The 18797-nt window shown below is 36.7% G+C and carries 13 protein-coding genes; 2 read left to right on the top strand and 11 right to left on the bottom strand.

The annotated features are described in order from the left end of the window. Window positions 1–871: 871 nt before the first annotated feature. Together VKJ25_RS15410 and ahcY are read right to left on the bottom strand one after the other, a co-directional pair. Complete coding sequence (locus VKJ25_RS15410; RefSeq protein WP_324237518.1) at window positions 872–1498, bottom strand: exopolysaccharide biosynthesis protein; 627 nt, start codon at window positions 1496–1498, stop codon at window positions 872–874. A gap of 720 nt (window positions 1499–2218) precedes the next feature. Beyond that, on the bottom strand, window positions 2219–3496 hold the full coding sequence (ahcY, locus tag VKJ25_RS15405; protein WP_324237517.1) for an adenosylhomocysteinase: 1278 nt from the start codon (window positions 3494–3496) through the stop codon (window positions 2219–2221). A 411-nt stretch (window positions 3497–3907) separates the two neighbouring features. Between ahcY and VKJ25_RS15400 the strand changes: the two genes are divergently transcribed. Then, window positions 3908–5167 (top strand): FGGY-family carbohydrate kinase, encoded by a 1260-nt coding sequence (locus VKJ25_RS15400; protein ID WP_324237516.1) that lies wholly within the window; start codon window positions 3908–3910, stop codon window positions 5165–5167. Between the two features lie 475 nt (window positions 5168–5642). Here VKJ25_RS15400 and VKJ25_RS15395 read toward each other — a convergent pair whose 3' ends face one another. Further along, window positions 5643–6563 carry a pentapeptide repeat-containing protein gene (locus tag VKJ25_RS15395; RefSeq protein ID WP_324237515.1) on the bottom strand — a complete coding sequence of 307 codons (921 nt, stop codon included), beginning with the start codon at window positions 6561–6563 and terminating at the stop codon, window positions 5643–5645. An 894-nt stretch (window positions 6564–7457) separates the two neighbouring features. On the opposite strand from VKJ25_RS15395, the gene VKJ25_RS15390 reads away from it, so the two are divergent. Further along, entirely contained in the window at window positions 7458–10634 is a 3177-nt protein-coding gene (locus VKJ25_RS15390; protein ID WP_324237514.1) for an FG-GAP repeat domain-containing protein, read from the top strand. A 277-nt stretch (window positions 10635–10911) separates the two neighbouring features. Here the strand turns inward: VKJ25_RS15390 and VKJ25_RS15385 are convergent, their stop codons facing one another. From VKJ25_RS15385 to VKJ25_RS15350, 8 genes are all read right to left on the bottom strand, one after another. Then, window positions 10912–11370: a QcrA and Rieske domain-containing protein gene (locus VKJ25_RS15385; protein ID WP_324237513.1), complete on the bottom strand. Its 459-nt coding sequence runs from the start codon at window positions 11368–11370 to the stop codon at window positions 10912–10914. 237 nt (window positions 11371–11607) lie between these two features. Then, entirely contained in the window at window positions 11608–13422 is a 1815-nt protein-coding gene (locus VKJ25_RS15380) for a cytochrome c biogenesis protein (protein WP_324237512.1), read from the bottom strand. 233 nt (window positions 13423–13655) lie between these two features. Next, window positions 13656–13916, bottom strand: a complete 261-nt coding sequence (locus VKJ25_RS15375; RefSeq protein ID WP_324237511.1) for a type II toxin-antitoxin system ParD family antitoxin — start codon at window positions 13914–13916, stop codon at window positions 13656–13658. Window positions 13917–14199: 283 nt separating this feature from the next. Beyond that, window positions 14200–14796, bottom strand: coding sequence for a hypothetical protein (locus VKJ25_RS15370; RefSeq protein WP_324237510.1), 597 nt, complete (start codon window positions 14794–14796; stop codon window positions 14200–14202). 228 nt (window positions 14797–15024) lie between these two features. Continuing rightward, on the bottom strand, window positions 15025–16449 hold the full coding sequence (locus VKJ25_RS15365; protein ID WP_324237509.1) for a cytochrome c biogenesis ResB family protein: 1425 nt from the start codon (window positions 16447–16449) through the stop codon (window positions 15025–15027). A gap of 378 nt (window positions 16450–16827) precedes the next feature. Further along, on the bottom strand, window positions 16828–17391 hold the full coding sequence (locus VKJ25_RS15360; protein ID WP_324237508.1) for a Uma2 family endonuclease: 564 nt from the start codon (window positions 17389–17391) through the stop codon (window positions 16828–16830). 214 nt (window positions 17392–17605) lie between these two features. Then, on the bottom strand, window positions 17606–18085 hold the full coding sequence (locus tag VKJ25_RS15355; RefSeq protein ID WP_324237507.1) for a thioredoxin domain-containing protein: 480 nt from the start codon (window positions 18083–18085) through the stop codon (window positions 17606–17608). Window positions 18086–18315: 230 nt separating this feature from the next. Beyond that, window positions 18316–18669 carry a four helix bundle protein gene (locus VKJ25_RS15350; protein ID WP_324237506.1) on the bottom strand — a complete coding sequence of 118 codons (354 nt, stop codon included), beginning with the start codon at window positions 18667–18669 and terminating at the stop codon, window positions 18316–18318. Window positions 18670–18797 lie beyond the last annotated feature (128 nt).

Here is an 18797-nt window from a genome sequence, read left to right as displayed (position 1 = left end):
ACCGTTTCATCTAAAATGGTGCATTAGACGTAGGTTGGGTTGTTCCCGTTAGGGTTGCGGAGCAAGGAACGAAACCCAACATTAACAAGGTTTTGTTGGGTTTCACTGCCGTTCAACCCAACCTACATTTTTAGGCGTGTCAGTCCACTACTAGACCGACACAAATAATTTAGTGCAATAGATTTTAGGTGAAAGCTTTGACATATAAGGGTTATCGCTGAATCCTAATGCACCATTTTGGCTGTGTCGGTCCACTACTAGACCGTTTCATCTAAAACTGTGCATTAGGGTGTGTCATCAATTAGATATAGATAGACGGAACGAAGTTTTGTGGGCCAAAGAAACATATTGGACTAACACCCTTGCTCGTAAAGTGTGCATTATAATCATTGGGGGCGGGTTTACTTCAATTTAGGTAAAAACCGTTAATTTAACTGAGAAACCCGCCCCTACCGCTGATACCATTGAAGATGCGCCACGGCACTATTGAACCGAAAAGTAGGGCTAGGTACAGGAGATGAACACACAATAGTCATTTTGTCAACTTCCTTAATTAATGACACGCCTTAGTAGGGGCGGGTTTTAGCCAGAATTTTCATGGTGACTCCCAGATTTATATAAACCCGCCCTAGTAGGGGCGGGTTTTAGCCAGAATTTTCATGGTGACTCCCAGATTTATATAAACCCGCCCCTAAGCTGCCTTCCTAATGCACCATTTAAAATGAAATAGTCTACTACCAGTAGCGTTCATCCCTAAGTCCTAACCATTTACGCTTTGTACCTTATTTCTCCAAAATATGCTGTAAAGTTAAGATATAGATCAATTTAACCTTTGACTTCTGACTTTTGAATTTTGAATTTTAATTTGCTCCTAACCACCTGTTAAAGAATTTTTAATGAACTCGATTCCACCCTTAACAACTTCATAACCAAAAATCACTATTAGACTGCTTAAAGTCGCCCCCATTACACAAAGAACCAACCCGCTCAAACTAATAGCACCATCATCATCCAATAAACCAAAACCAGTCACAAAAATTCCTATCGCTGGTAAAGTATTAGTACCAGGAATCGGAATCATCATCGAAATAGACATTAGAGCGATCGCGCCACCTATAACTATTCTACCTACAGAACTTGTACAAATATAACTTAATCGAGGACGAGATATCAACTCAATTTTCTTTAACCAAGGAATGCCAGACTTTAAAATTCCTTGTACTTTCTCCAGAGAAATTGAATGATTTAACCAACTCTGAGGTAACCACGGAGTTTTAGAACCAACTATTAATTGAACTGCCAATAAAAGTAATAAAATTCCAAAAGGAATAGAATAACCAGGAGCAGGAACAGGCAAAGCTGAAGGTAGAGATAAAATTACGAATAAAAAGCCAAAAATTCTCTCTCCTGCCAAATCAATAATGTCTCCTAAAGCTACTTTAGGAGGACATTTTTCATCAAAAAAATATCGTTCTAATTCTACAGATAATTTAGCCACTAATTTATATCTATATTATTTAGGACTTACGCACGAACGCTATTGGTAGTGGATTGTTTCGCCTAAAATAGTGCATTAGTAAGACGCCCTAGGGGCGGGTTTCACCGTAGGGACGTTGCATGCAACGTCCGTACAACGAGTTTTCCAAGTCAGTTAGATAAACCCGCCCCCAGTGATATAAGCCACCATCTCAGGGGCGGGTTTGTATAAATCTTAGAGTAGTATCAAAATTGTCGCATAAACCCGCCCCTACTATTGCACTATTTTAGATGAAACAGTCCAGTCCAGTAGGGTGTGTTAGCGGTAGCGTAATACACCAATACTCCATATCTAGCGCCTCCCGTGTAAGTCTTGTTATTATTATAGTTGTTGGGAATTGAGCAAAAAAAATAGCTAAAACCCCTATCAGTCAAAGTTTATAGCGGTTTTTTAATTTTAAAATCCTGAAAGCTTTATATAATAAGCCTTTGAGCGTTTTAAATTTTCAGGACTTACGCAAAGGCTCTACATATAGTGCCTTGGTGCGTTCCGCTACCGCTAACGCTACTAATAGCGTCCATCCGTAAGTCCAGTTTTTATTTCCCAACAACTCTATTATTTCAGATAAATTTTCTTTGAGTAAATTAACAACTATAGGGGCTTGGTTTCCAAACCCCTACAGCATAAATTACTAAAACTCAACTAAAATGTTGATAGCTAATAGCTGAGTGCTAGATATTATTAGGTTCCAACAGTCCAGGAATTAATGTACTCAATTTGGTCGGGAGTTAAAGTATCAATACCAATACCCATTGCTTCTAATTTCAAACGAGCAATTTCTTTATCAACTTCTACAGGAATAGAGTGTAAACCAGGTTCTAATTTACCTTTATTTTTAACTAAGTATTCAGTAGCTAATGCTTGGTTAGCGAAACTCATATCCATAACTGCACTAGGGTGTCCTTCCGCAGCAGCTAAGTTGATTAAACGTCCTTCACCCAATACAATTACAGACTTACCACTCTTGAGTTTATATTGCTCAGTGAAAGGACGAACTGTCTTGATTTCATCAGCTTTTTTAGCTAAAGTTTCTAGGTCAAGTTCAATATCAAAGTGACCGGAGTTACAAACGATCGCTCCATCTTTCATCACATCGAAATGTTCGCCACGAATAACGTGTTTATTACCAGTAACAGTAATAAATAGATCGCCTAAAGGAGCTGCTTCTGCCATTGGCATTACTCGGAAACCATCCATGATAGCTTCAATAGCGCGTACTGGATCGATCTCAGTTACAACTACATTAGAACCTAAACCACGAGCGCGGAGAGCTGTACCTTTACCACACCATCCATAACCTACAACTACTGTAGTTTTGCCAGCTAATAAAACGTTAGTAGCACGGATGATACCATCTAAAGTAGATTGACCTGTACCGTAGCGGTTATCAAAGAAGTGCTTGGTGTCTGCATCGTTAACATTCATTGCAGGGAAAGTCAATACCCCATCATTGAACATTGCCCGGAGACGAACAATACCTGTAGTAGTTTCTTCCGTAGTACCAATTAATTCAGGAAGTTGGTCTTGTCTGTTTTTAACTAGAGTCGCGACAACATCACTACCATCATCAATAATAATATTTGGTCTGTGGTCTAAAGCAATTTCAACGTGCTTTAGATAAGTTTCTGCATCTTCTCCTTTCTTAGCATATACAGAAATACCATAATCTTCTACTAAGCTAGCAGCTACATCATCTTGAGTAGATAGAGGGTTACTAGCGATTAATACAGCATCAGCTCCACCATTCTTTAGGGCGATCGCTAAATGAGCAGTTTCGGTTGTCACGTGACAGCAAGCTGCTAATTTAATTCCGCTTAATGGCTTTTCTTTGGCAAAGCGTTCTTGGATTTGGCGTAGAACTGGCATTTCTCGGCCTGCCCACTCAATTCTTTGCTTTCCTAAAGGGGCCAAAGACTTATCTTTTACGTCGCTTTTAATTTGGACTGGTGTTGCTACCATTCAGTTATTTCCTCTATATTCTGTAATCTAAGTTACTTTAACTGATATTACAAAATTTTGCAAATCTTCATCAATGAGTGTTAATACGACAAAATTTATTTTGACATTTATTCAACTATGTGTTAATAGCGAAGGTAGGGAATAGGCAATGGGCAATGGAAAATGGGCAATGGGCGATAGAGGCAATAGGCAATAGGAAGAAAGAATTGATAATTTATGTACGATAATTGACTTGATTTTTCATTTCTGAAGATGTCTATTATTAATTATAGGACTTACACGAGAGGAACCCGGTTTCTAGGATAAATCCTGGTTTTGAGCAATAGAAGTTTAGGAGAAACCGGGTTTCTGGGTTCATCTGCGTAAGTCCTGAACTATTCATTATCAATTATTAATTATTAATTATCCATTATGTATTTAGGGCTTGATTTTGGCACATCGGGAGCGCGTGCTGTAGTGATTGACTCCAATCTGCAAGTGAAAGCGCAAGCAAAATATGTTTGGCAAAATGCTGAAGAAAATAAGTTGCCTCATGTTTGGCAAAATGCTCTATTTAGCCTGATTTCTGATATTCCTGAAAACATCAGGCAAGAAATTAGAGCGATCGCTATTGATGGTACTTCGGCAACTGTACTATTGTGCAATAGTTATGGTAAACCTGTGACGGAAGCACTGCTTTACAACGACAGTAGAGGAGTGGCAATCATGGATAAGTTAAAAAGTATTGCTCCTCCTAATCATCCTGTGATTAGTGCGACTTCTAGTTTCGCAAAATTATTATGGTTGACTGAAAACATTTCTCTGTCAAATCAAACTTATTATTTTTTACATCAAGCAGACTGGTTAGGGTTTTTGCTTCATGGAAAATTAGGAGTGAGCGACTATAATAATGTTTTGAAGTTAGGTTATGATGTTGGTGATTTATCTTACCCAGACTGGTTGACTAATTTTATTAATTCTGAAGTTGGGAAAAATATCCAGTTACCAGAAGTAGTTATTCCTGGTGCAACTGTCGGAAATGTTACAACAGAAATAGTTAATAATTTTAGTCTCTCTCCTCAATGTCTGGTGCGTGGGGGTACAACAGACAGTATTGCTGCTTTCATTGCCAGTGGTGCTAATACTCCCGGAGAAGCTGTAACTTCTTTGGGTTCAACTCTAGTATTAAAACTTTTGAGTCCTACTAGAGTTGATAGTGCTCAATATGGCATTTACAGTCATCGTCTGGGAAACCTCTGGTTAGTCGGTGGTGCTTCTAATACCGGGGGTGCGGTTTTGCGACATTTTTTTAGTGACTTTGAGTTAGAAAATTTCAGTAAGCAAATAGATTCCAATGTGGAAAGTGGATTAGATTATTATCCTTTGTTGCAGAAAGGCGATCGCTTTCCGATTAATAATCCAGAATTATTACCACGATTAGCACCGAGACCCGAAAATTCTACCATATTTCTTCATGGTTTGCTGGAAGGTATTGCCAAAATAGAATTACGAGGTTATGAACTGTTGCAAGCATTAGGCGCAGCTCCCCTCACAAAAGTTTATACTGCTGGAGGTGGTGCGAAAAATCCTACTTTTACCGCGATTAGGGAACGGTATTTAGGAGTACCGACAATGAAAGCTGTTTATACAGATGCAGCTTTTGGTAGCGCTGTTTTGGCAATGAATAATTAATAATTAATAATTGAAATAATCGTAGGTTGGGTTGAGGAACGAAACCCAACAAAACATTACGAATGAATCATAAATAATTGAAATAATCGTAGGTTGGGTTGAGGCAACGAAACCCAACAAAACATTACGAATGAATAATCAATAATTACTAATGAATAATTGAAATAATCGTATATTATGAGGTAAACTCATCGCGGGCAAGATGCCCGCACTGCGATATTTTTACCGAATAATTAAATAATTTAGGCGTAGGTTGGGTTGTTTCGCTAACGCGACATGAACGCCTTAGCGTTGGGGAGCAGGGAACACAATTTTTGTTGGGTTTCGTTCCTCAACCCAACCTACATTTATTCCACTACTATTACTGCCTATATTATTAGGTAGACTCATCGCAGACAAGATACCCGCACTGCAATAATCTTTGTCACACAGCCTTCCAGGCTGTAACAACCTGGAAGGTTGTGTTACCTATTTCCTAAACATTTAAAGCGCCATTTTTGTGCAACCATTTTGTTTGTTCTTTTGTTAATCCACGAGCATTAGTAAAAACTGCACCCATAACATTACAATTATCAAAATTTACCTCCTCCCAAATTGTATTTTCTAAATTAGCATCCTGTAAATTAGAGTTAGTTAAATTTACTTGAGATAAACTTGCACCCTCTAAATTAGCAGCAAATAAACTAGCATTTGTCAAGTCTACATTTTCTAATTTTGCTTGTTTTAAAGTAACTTCTAATAATTCTGCTCCCTGCAAATTTGTAGAAATTAAATGGCAACCTGTAAAATCAGCAGCTAATAAATTTGCTCCACTTAAATCCGCATCTATAAAACAAGCACCTCTAAAATTTGCTTTTTCTAATTCAATTCTTTTCCCTGCTATTTTCCTCAATTTAGCAGCATATCCACTGGCTTTAGATAAATTAGCATTGTTTAAATCAACTTCTGAAAAATCAATTCCATCTAACATTGCTGCTGATAAATTAGCACTATTTAAGTTCATAAATGTGCCAGTTGCTGCTCTTAAATCCGCTTTTTTTAAGACCGCTGATGAACCTTCTAATTTATTCAATTTTGCCCCAAAAAGATTGACTTTTGTAGCATCAGATTCTTGGATATTTAGACTGTCTAAATCAGCAGCATTTAGTTCTGCCATGCACAATTTAGATTGAGATAAATTAGCATTAGATAAATTAGCAAAAATCAAAAATGCTCCGGAAAAATCTGTGCCTTGACAGGAAGTATTTGAGAAATTTGCCCGTCTTAAATAAGCTTCCGAAAAATCGGCTTTATCTAAATTAAGTGCTTCTAAATTAATAACACTTAATTCCGCTTGATGAAAAGATTTACTATCTTTTAATTCGGCAATAACTTCTTCGCGAGTAAATAAAGTCATTTTGGATAATTAATAATGGATAATGGATAATTAATAATTAATTGATCCGTAAACGTAGATTGGGTTGAGGGAACGTAGCTTGCTTCTCCGCAAGAGTAACCCAACAATAAAATGAAATCTAACGTACCGCCTTGAGCAACTCAGAAGTTAGGCGATCGCTACTTTTTGTAGGAGAGTAAAATTTTTGTTTGGTTTAGGAACAAAACCCAACCTACATCTATGCTGTTCTTTCTGTATATTCCTATACTGTAATTTATTTCAGTAAAACCCAATTATATTCTCCATATTTCTTAAAGATAATGATTACGAAAAATGAAGGGGTAAATGGCCAGTAACCCTTTCGGGAAATAAGGGGTGTTAAACCTCATTTCTAAACCAAACATAAATGGTATGATAAAAAGTTGACGCTAATAACTGATAACTAAAAAGGCGATCGCTAGAATGACATTTATGACTTACGCGGGAGGTAGAAACCCGGTTTTTTGAAGAAACCGGGTTTCTAGATTCTCTCTGGCTCTAAGCAATGAATAATTGATAATTAATTTATCGTAGGGGCGGGTTTCATTAGACATTTCTTGGCTTCAGCCCAAATTTAACTAAACCCGCCCTCTTGTGTCAAACCTCAAAATCTGGCGGGCGGATTGATGAAAAACCCTAGATGTGGGGGGCGGGTTGATGAAAAACCCTAGATGTGGGGGCGGATTGATGAAAAACCCTAGATGTGGGGGCGGGTTTTGTTCAGTTTATGAACTTTTCCTAAATCTCTAGGGAAACCCGCCCCTACAATATTTAATTAATAATTGATAATTTTTAATTATCTAAAACCCTCTTGACAACTCTAAATATAATTGCTAATATTTTTATGAATTAATTTTTTTACCCTAAGGGCGAAAAATGGACAACCTTCTACCGGACAACCAAATAAGTTTCCCGGTAGAAACGGACGAGCTTCTCCCAGAAATTGAGTATTTCATGGGTGCATCCCTGGAACCGGACACTATTGAACCCCTTATCCACGATGCTTGGGGTACAGTCCGGGATGAATTGGCAGATTTTCTTTTGGAGCTGGATTTCGCTACGGATATGCAGACCGCTTTTGGTCAAGAGGTGGATGTGGCAGCGGGGAAAGAAGATATTATTAATATTTTGACTGGGGAAAGTTTACCGGGGATTCGGGTTTTGCCTACTGCTAATATGTATCCGGCGGTTGGTGCTTATGATGCTTTGACGGGTACGGTTTATTTGGCGGATTCTTTGTTGGATGGAAGTTTCGGTGTTGATAATGGGTTGTTGCAGGATGTGTTGTTGGAGGAGACTGGGCATTTTTTGGATGGCTTGTTGCATGAGGAGGATTCCCCAGGGGATGAGGGTGCGTTGTTTAGTCGGTTGGTGAAGGGTGAGGAGTTGAGTGAACCGGAGGTGTTGGAGTTTTTGGATGAGGATGATTGGGTAGAGGTTGTGGATGTGGTTGAGGTGGTTGAGGTGGTTGAGGTAGAGGTGTTGCCGTCTTGGTATGAGGGGGATGCAGTGGAGTTTTCCTATTGGCGTAATGTGTTTCAGGGGGATTATGAGGTAGAGACTAGGGGTTGGAATGATGTGTTTGGGGGTGATGTGATTCGGGTGGAGGCGAGTCAGGGGGTTGATTTTGAGGAGGTTGGTAGGTTTGAGGTGGGAGACTTGCCTGAGTCAGTAACAGAAGGAGATTTTAATAGAGATGGGCTTGTTGACTTGGCTGTGGCGAACCTTAGGGATGACAATGTATCAGTGTTATTAGGAACGGGTGATGGTAATTTTGCTTCAGCTACTAATTTTGGTGTGGGAGCAGGAGATGGTCCTTGGGCAGTAATAGAAGGAAATTTTAACGGAGATGGCTTGACCGATTTGGCTGTGGTAGGGGGTAACAAGGTATCACTGTTATTCGGAAAAGGTGATGGTAGTTTTGTTTTAAGTACTAATAATTTTAACGTGCAATTCGATCCAAGTTCTTCAGCAGGAGGAGATTTTAATGGAGATGACTCTACCGATCTAGCTATGGTGAACAGTACTTCAGATAGGGTATCGGTTTTATTAGGAACAGGTGATGGTAGTTTTGGTACAGCTACTTATTTTAGGGTGGGAGACTTTCCTGAAGAAGTAGCACTAGAAGATTTTAATGGAGATGGCTTTACCGATTTGGCTGTGGTTAACCGATATTCAGACAACGTATCAGTATTATTAGGAAAAGGTGATGGTAGTTTTGGTACAGCTACTTATTTTAGCGTGGGAGAGAAGCCTTATTCAATAGCACAAGGAGATTTTAATAGAGATGGCATTCCTGATTTGGTTGCAGGAAATATTGGTTCATGGCCAGACGGTGGTTTAGATGACAGCGTATCAGTTTTATTAGGAAAAGGTGATGGTGGTTTTCGCCCAGCTACTAATTTCGATGTGGGAGGAGACAGACCTTTTTCATTAGCAGTAGAAGATTTGAATAGAGATGGCATTCCCGATCTGGTTGCAGCGAACTCCGGGGATGACAACGTATCGGTATTACAAGGAAAAGGTGACGGTAGTTTTGGTGCAGCTACTAACTTTGATGTGGGAGGCTTCCCTAGATCAGTAGCAGTACAAGATTTTAATGAAGACGGTCTTCCAGATTTAGCTGTGGCAAATGGAGGATCAGACGATGTATCCGTCCTCATCAACACAACCCCCATAACCGTTACCCCAAAAATCACCATCTCCGACACTAACATCACCGAAGGCAACACCAACAAAACCGCCAACTTCCCAGTCACCCTAGACAACCCCAGTAACCAAATAATCACAGTCGAATACACGACTATCAACGAAACCGCCAAAGTCAACCAAGACTACAAACTAACCAAAGGCACTCTCACCTTCCAACCAGGAGAAACCCAACAAACCATCCCAGTCACCATCCTGGGAGATAAGCGCGACGAAAATAACGAAACATTTAAACTCGCCCTCAGTCGCCCCCAAAATGCGGAACTTCAGGATAAGCAAGCCATCGGTACTATCGTCGATAACGATGCACCTCCGAAAATATCCATCAGCGACGCCACTGTTACAGAAGGAAACAGAGGTAAGAAAAAGATGGAGTTTGAAGTAAAATTAAATAACCCCAGCGATAAAACAGTAAAAGTAAATTATACCACTGTTGACGGCAGTGCTAAATCTGGGCAAGATTATCAAAAGAAAAATGGGGTACTGACTTTCAAACCAGGGGAAAAGGAAAAGAAAGTGAGCATTTCCGTGTTGGGAGATAACAAAGATGAAAATAATGAAAAGTTTGAGGTAAAACTCAGTCGTGCTAAAAATGCTAAGTTGTCTGACAAAAAAGCAGTCGGTACTATTCGGGATAATGATGAAACAGTTATTATTCCGGAAGTTATTATCGGCGATGCTAAAGTTACGGAAGGAAACAGCGGTAAGAAAAATATGAAGTTTGAGGTGAAGTTGAGTGAAGCGACTCAGGAAATAGTGGAGGTAAATTATGTAACGGTGGATGGTAGTGCTAAGTCTGGGCAAGATTATGAGAAAGTAAGTGGGGTGGTGAAGTTTAAGCCAGGGCAAAAGAAAAAGGTGGTGAGTGTTCCGGTGTTGGGGGATACTCGCGATGAGAACAATGAGCAGTTTGAGGTAAAACTCAGTCGTGCGAAAAATGCTAAGTTGGTAGATGGGAAGGCAGTTGGTATTATTCGGGATAATGATGAACCGAAACCGGAACCTTTCCCAGATGTTATTGACTTAGGTGTTTTGACATCAAAGCAAATCTCGGTTCGGGATGAGATTGGGTTTACCATTGGAGGTGTAGATCGAGATACGGAAGATTATTTCCGTTTTGAGGTGGAGGAGGAAGGTTTCGTGAGTATTTTTGTGGATGGTTTTGTGCAAGATTTGGGGATTAAGTTGTATGATGAAGTGGAAAGTCTAATTAGTCAGTCAAATGTGGATGGTTTGGGTTTAGAGTTTATTGAGAATGTCTTGGAACCTGGTGTTTATTATTTGGAGGTTTTCCCAGTGGGAGGCGGTAGGAGTAGGTATAATTTGAATATTAATATTGTTTAGTAGTATCCCCCCTAACCCCCCTTCGGAAGGGGGGGATAGGATGTAGATGTAGGTTGGGTTGAGGGACGAAACCCAACAAAACCTTCTTTATATAGAATCTTCTTGAACAGTAGTGATTCCCAGGATAGAAAGCAATCTCAGGGGTTTTGCGAGATTGCTTCTTTCCACTCCGTTCGAGTCGCAATGACTTGAGAATGATTATCCTGATTCTATGTTACTAATGTTGGGTTGAGGCACGAAACCCAACCTACGACTACTGTTATAATTATTAATTAATTTAATTCACTTTTACTAACAGTAAATTATCTTCTTGTTTAACAGCAAAAATATCTAAATTTTCCGTAGCAGGAGGATTCATAACTTTACCATCAAAGGCAAATTTAGAACCATGACAAGGACAAGCTAATTGTTTTCCTTCTAAATCCAATTTTACAGTACAACCTTGATGAGTACACATAGGATTAATTGCTACTAAATCATTAGTATCTGGGTTACGAAAAATTATCACTGGTTTTGCGGCATTTCTTCTATCAATAATTTCCCCTTCAGTTTCTAATTGTTCTACAGTTCCTAATGCTTGAAATCCATCTTCTCGAATAGAAGTATCAATTTTTGTTGCTGTTTTATTTGCTGGAGAATTATTAGTTTGAGTGGATTGACAAGCAGCTATTGCCACAGGAATAAAACTGCTTAACATTCCGACTCCTACCCAATTTAAAAAAGTACGACGTTCCATTTCAGTTATCAGTTATTAGTTATTAGTTATCAGTTATCAGCTATCAGCTATCAGTTATCAGTTATTAGTTATTAGTTATCAGTACCTCATAAAGTTCTGAATCAATATTTTGAGCTAGAGAACCACATTCTACTCTGATATCTATTTCCCCGTAGGGACGTTGCATGCAACGTCCCTACCTACTCCTCTATTTTCTACTTAAACAAGAAAATGTAGAAAAGTTTTTGATAAATGGTATTAAATTTGGTTTGATGTTTCTACAAAAGTAGTGGTTTTTTCTTCTGGAGGTAAAGTCTGTTCAGCACTCAACGAACTTCGATGGCGAAGGAAAACTATTAACAATAATAGTAAATCAAAAGCGACAAAACTGCCAACAATAAGTTCTGAACCTCCGGTACTAAAACCGTAACTATGTAATCCTGTTCCGAGAACAAAGTTTACCCCATACCAAGCCATTAAAACTGCATTAAAACTCAAGACACTGGTAACAGTTAAACCAAAATCTTTGAGCCAACCAATTAATCTTCCATGCAGAGGAATAATATAACACATTAAAGCAATTAATGCCCAGGTTTCTTTCGGGTCCCAACCCCAGAAACGACCCCAGGAAAAGTGTGCCCAAATACCACCTAAAATTATGCCAGTTGCTAATAATAATACTCCTGTTTGTAAGACTCCATAATTCCATTTTGCCAAACTTTTAATTCTTGGTTTTGATTGGGGAGTAAATAGATAATTGCCTAAAAGTATATGCCCTAATCCAAATGCCAGAGCAAAACTGGCATAACTTAAAGTAATAGTAGGAACGTGAATACTTAACCAGAAATTGTCTCGTAAAACTGGAACTAATGGTTTAATACTGGGGTCGAGAACTGCTGGTAAATTATCTGCTAAAAGAAGGCAAAAAATTGATAATGGAGCAGCAGCTAGGAGATAATATTTGGCTCGATAAATTAGTTCAAATAAAAGAGCGATCGCTGCGATGCCAAATCCTACCCAAATTACTGATTCATACATATTGGTAACTGGAGGTCTGCCGGCAATTTGCATTCTTTCCCAAAAGCCATAAGTTTGAATTAATAAACCGGAAATAAAGGTTCCTATTATCAGCCAATAAAGGTTAAAACGTAAACCAATTAAGAAACCGGGTTTATTGTCGTGATTATTTTTTAAATCAGGAGATTTGATTGATAAACCGGGTTTCTGAGTAACTTCTGTAAAACTTGGAAATAGGAGAATTATTAACATCAAGGAAAAGGCGAATGTGTACAATATCCATGCTTTTCTAAATGGATGTAATTTATAAAAATTAACTTCTTGTTTTAAGGTTGCAGATGTGGGATAAATATTGTTACTTAAATTACGGAGTTGAGTTTGTAGTTTTTGGGAAATTTCTCCCAAAATTGATAATTGTTCAGGATGAATTTTATAGGTTTGTTTGAGATTGGTGTAAGTTGTTAATAATGGTTCAATTTGATTAGGTTGATAATATTCAGAACCTCGATTAATACTTACCCAAGTTCCTTTAATATCTGTGGGATGAGGAATTAAAGGTAGAGTATTTTGTCCGACTGTATCTATCATCAAAGCTAATCTTTCTTCTAGAGCTAATGCTTCTCGTTCGTCTCTATTTAAGTCTTGTTCATTATTTTGTTTTTCTCTAGTTGCAAGAACAAAAGAACCTAATTTTGATTCCATTAATTCCACAAAAGAGAAGTATTTTTGTTCGGGGTTAAGTCCGACTTTTTCTTTCAGAGGACGATAACTAAATAGAATAAAAGGTTCTTCGTTCCAATCACGATTATTAAACCAGAGAGAAAGATAAATTTGGAGATAATCTAAATCTTCTTTATTAGTAGTTTGATAATTAAGTTTACCGTGAATTTGAGCAACAGTTTCTCTAGCTACTGTGTCTAGTGGTTTTTTTCTACCATCGAATTGAACTGCTAAAGTTTGTAAAGGTTCAAGAGTAGAAGATTGAAATTGATTAAAAGGAATTGAAATTATTAGGATTCCTAGAAAAAGTCCGATGATAAAATTAATTATTTTCATTATTAAGTACCTCTGTAAAATTAGTTAAATATATATAGCGGTTCTCACAGTTATGAAGTGTATTTATAATTAGTTAATCCCCCTAAATCCCCCTTTGAAAGGGGGACTTTGAAGTTTTCCCCCCTTGCAAAGGGGGGGTAGGGGGGATATAAAACTGTACCTCATAGATTAAATAACTCCTACATTAACAATATCAATTAATATTTGATGGTTAAAAGAACGTTTCAAAATCTTTAGATACACCCTTGCTTAATTTCTTCGCACAATTCTTTTATTACTTCTTCTCCATCAAAAACATCACCCCTATCACTATCTGCAATACCCACCGCTATTTCTTTTCTCAACTCTTCAAGTCGCATAGTTCGTTCTAACTCTTTTTCTTGAAGCAGTTGCAACGGTGTGCTAACCATTTCTTCAGCAGAAGAATATCGGCCACGTTTCACCGCCGAATTAATAAAGCTTTCTAATTCTGATGTTAAAGATAGATTAATCATTGAAGTTTCTCCTTATAAAAAAGTTTTTGATAAATATTATATAAAAAAACAAAATTTGACAACATCTGATATTCTCTTCGGTTTGGAGACCAAACCCCTACGATAAAATTTGACAACATCTGCTATTCTCTTCAGTTTGGAGACCAAACCCCTACGATAAAAAATCAATTAAAATTCCTAAAAGTTTTGGTAAATTCTTGACATAATATCCCTGACATTAGAAGTAAGAAAAAGTAGGTATTGAAAAAGGTAAAATTATAGAGTAGGTTGGGATACCAAACCCCTACGATAAAAAATCAATTAAAATTCCTAAAAGTTTTGGTAAATTTTTAACAGAATATTCCTCTAAATCTAATACTGCATTTTTACCTTCTAGTTCTAAAAATTGCCAAGTAGTTCCAGTAGTAATAGCTCCATAGATTTTAGAAATTTGATTACCTTTATCTTGGTTAAAAATTTGAGCAGCAACCATTTCTGCCAAACATTGACCGAAACCTGATTTTATATTATCATTTTTCGCTTCTACTAAAACAATTACTGGTGCTTGAATTATACTTTGTAGACTAGAAAGACTAATAATAAAATCGCAATAACCCCTTAATTCTAACTCAAGATTAACATTAAATTCTATTCCAGAAAATAAACTAATTTGTTTATCTAAATATTTTCTAACTGCCACTAAAATTGGCGATATTATTAATTCGGAACGAGCTTTTTCTGTAGCAACTGCTACTGCTAATGGTATATTATCTTCTAAAGTTTCTGCTAATAATTTGCTAGGAGTTACTTCTGGTAAATTGTTAAATTTACCTACGTTTTCAACTAAAGTTAAATTGAATTTAGTTAAAACTTCTTCTAAAGTAAATTTACTGTAAGACATTGCTTTTTTCTAATGTAACACAGCCTTCTAGGCTGTCTTTTCCTGTCCCTCATGTAACACAGCCTTCTAGGCTGTATTTTTCTAATGTAACACGGCCTTCTAGGCTGTATTTTTCTAATGTAACACAGCCTTCTAGGCTGTATTTTATATGTATTGGTGAACAAGCAAGATGCTTGTGTTACAGAACAAGCAAGATGCTTGTGTTACCCAACAAGCAAGATGCTTGTGTCACCTTATTTTATTAGCAATTATCGGACCATAAAACATAGTACCTATTCCTAATACTAATAAACCAGAACCCGTCCAAGTTAAAGCCGTTACCCAAGCAGGTTCTCGCTTAACTTGTAAAGTAGATTGGTTTAAATCTCCAGGGTTCCAAGAAGCTTGAGCAATTTTCCAACCTTTATACCAAGTAGGATGATTCATCCAAACATCGCGATCGCTTACCAATCCTTCATGGAAATCCTCTAGTCTAATTTTGCTAGTCCACATCGCCACACTATCGGAACCTTCATTACGTTCTACAATAAAATCTTCTAATTTAATAGCAAAAGGTAACTCCAAAAATTTCGGACTAAAAGCTGCTAACCATTCCCCCATTTTATCTTCAATAACTGTCGGTTCTCCCCAAGATAACCATGATTTTTTTCCACCAGGAGTTTCTACTAATAAAGCAGGATTTCCTGTTCCCATAAGATTAGATATTGGCGTAACTTCTTGTTGAATTTTGCCGTGGGGAATAAACTTTTCTAAGGTGATCTGAAAATCTGCCCAACCAGGAGTAATAGATTCGCCTAGTTCCCAACTTCCCGACTTAAAACCTTGAGAAGAATTAGCAGCAAAATAAAGTTTTCCTGAATCTGTAACAATAACTTTAAAGTAATCTAAATTTGTTGACTCATTATTAGCTACAAACTTTATATTTTCTTGGCGATCGCTAATAGTTTCCCCTGCAAAAGATAGCAGAGAATCTAAATCAGATTCATTGCCAACAGAGACAATTTCTAACTGCGCTGGACCTAGTGAAATTTGATTATAACCTGTCGGAGCGATCGCTAACCAACGTTCTAATTTTTGCCCCATCCGATTACTATTTAAACTGAGAAGCACTGCTGGATTATTAGCCGTTGTACCTTCAGTAAAGCTAACAGTTTTAATCGCATTTTCACTGTATCCTAAAACCGAAATTCCTGCCACAGAATTAGGATATATAGAACTATTAGAATTAATGAAAATATCTGTTTGTTCAAACTCTTGATTTGGAGGTATTACTTCTAATAAATCTCCTTCAACTCTAATCAAATTACTTCCTGGAGCATCGGTTCTAACTAACAACATTCCTTCAACGCCTAAATGAATCACCGCAGCAGAACCAGCAATAATAATAATTAAGCCAAAATGAGTCAGGGCAAAGCCAATTTTTCTTGCCCCGCGCCAAGGGTAACGAGACATAGCAGATACCCCTAAATTTACGGCTAATAAAAACATTAATATGCCAAACCAAAGACTTTTATAAACTTCGTTTTGCACGATATTTGAACCAACTTGAGATTCATAAAATGTTGCTCCAATTAAGATAATAGAAATGGCAGATAATAGAGGAATAGCCATTTTAATAGAGCCGATAAATTTCATAAAATTAGTTATGTTCATAGATGAATAATTGATAATTTATCTTCAGAGATTTAAAGCCTCTTCTTTTAATATAGCCATAAAAAATGATTTGTGAGAAAAAATTGTAGGGGGTTTGGAGACCAAACCCCTACAATAAAATCTTACAACCTATTTAAGTTGAAGATTTGACCTTTTTAAATAAGATGTATGAAATGTAGATATTAAAAATTATAATCATTCTGATTTAGACTGAGACAATAATTTCTTACTGTTAAAGAATTTCTGCTAAAAAAATGTTTGATTCTTATTCAGAATAACTATAAATATTCCCAGCGCGATTTTTCCAGAACCGTGCATCTTGCTCGCGATGGGTATACCCCTCCAAAGTGAAACTCGCTATAAGTTTAAGATTTAGCGCTATAACATTTCTTCCACTACCAAATTTACATCAGGAAATGCTAATAAAGAAACCATTTCATTTTCAGAGAAAATAGATTCCTTTTTATAACTATCTTTTGTAGGCTCTCGAAAAACATGTAATTGACGCACAACAACATCTAAAACCCAATAATCTGCTACACCAGAACGAGCATAAATTTTACTTTTGTCTCGGCAATCATTGTTAATAGTTGTATCTGCTATTTCTATGATTAAATAAATATCAGAAGTAGTTGGATGGGAATACCGATACCGTTCCAAAGGTGGTATTATTAAAGCAATATCTGGCTCTGGTTCCGAATAGTCATCTAAGCAAATTGGGTCTTGAGTCCAAACTAAAACTCGTTCCCCCAAACGTGCTTCTAATAAATCACGCGATCGCCTACCAGCAATTACATGAGCCATACTTTTTGCTGCCATTCTCATAATTTTTCCTTCTATTAATTCTACTCGTTCGCTTGGGTCTAAAATACCTGTTTCAGCTATTCTGTAATATTCTTCAACCGTCCACAAACGTTGTCTCGGCGTTTTTATTTTTTGCATTTTATTTACTAAACAAAAAATATTCATTATACCCACACTTTTAAGATAAACATTCAGCTATTAGCATTCAGTATTTCTTTTAGAGACTAATTGTTTTTTTGCTTTTATAATTAAGTCAATAACTCAAAGCTGATAGCTGACTGCTGACTGCTAAATGCTTACTGTTAAAGACTAATTGCTTTTTTGGTTTTATAATTAACTCAATAACTCAAAGCTAATAGCTGATAGCTGATAGCTGATAGCTTACTTTTCCAGACATAATAATTTGTTCAATAATTCTTTCTGGAGGTTTCCCTACTAATACTTCTTTGACTTCTTTTTCAGGTGTTAAAAATACTAAATAAGGAACGCTATTAGCTCCATAAGTTTTAATTACTTTACTCCAGATTGGATTGTCAATATTCAGCATTACAAAATTAATATTTTCACCGTATTGTTGATGCAAATTTTTTAAACTAGGAGCAAGAGATTGACAAATAGTACACCAATCAGCATAAAATTCAATTAAACTAGGTTTATGATTATTCATAGCAATTTCATAGGGAATAGATTGTTTTGCCATAGACCTCATTGTAGCTAATCCAGTCAGAGGAATACCAGTATTTGGCGAAACATCCCTATGAGTTATGAATATAGTTACTAATAGGAATAACGGTATTATTAATATACCCAAATACAATCGAATATTGTTCATGTTTTTTTAGGAAGGAAGAGGGAAGAAGGAAGAAGGAAGAAGGAAGAGGGAAGAAGTTAATAAGGTGGAAGTTAATAAGGTGGAAGGAAGAAGGAAGAAGTTAATAAGGTGGAAGATAGACAGAAGAAAGTAAGTTATTTCTCTAGTTTGTGAATAGTAGTTATAAATTGAATTATATTACCTTTTGCTTATCAATTTCAACTTTTCCCTCCTTCCTTCTTCCTTTTTAGTTATTTCTCTAGTTTGTTAATAGTAGCTATGATAAGACGTTGTAGTTCATCAACTTCTTTTATGATAGAAATAAACTGTTCTGGTTTGGCTAATTTTACTGCTTTAGCAATAATTAATTGGGTATCTAATTCTCTGAGAGAACCAAGAGCAATTCTGAGAAAACGTATATATTCAGCTTTACTTGTTCTGCCATATCCTTCAGCAATATTTGATGGAACTGAAACACAACTACGCCGAATTTGACTGGTTAAACCGTAAAGTTCAGAACGAGGAAAAGTTTGAGTTATTTTGTAGCAATTAATAGCAACTTTAACTCCACGTTTCCATATATATTGTTCTCGATGACTACCCATATTTTACAATAGAAGCAAGAAGGAATAACCAATAAATAAGAAGGGGTAACTATTGAAAAAAAAGGATAGATATAGCTATCTAATAATCAATTATAGAAGTTATTTATCTTTAAGGAATCTGATTAAGA

This window comes from Okeania sp. (assembly GCF_035285525.1).
Taxonomy (GTDB): domain Bacteria; phylum Cyanobacteriota; class Cyanobacteriia; order Cyanobacteriales; family Microcoleaceae; genus Trichodesmium.
This window is presented reverse-complemented; position numbering and strand designations above follow the sequence as displayed.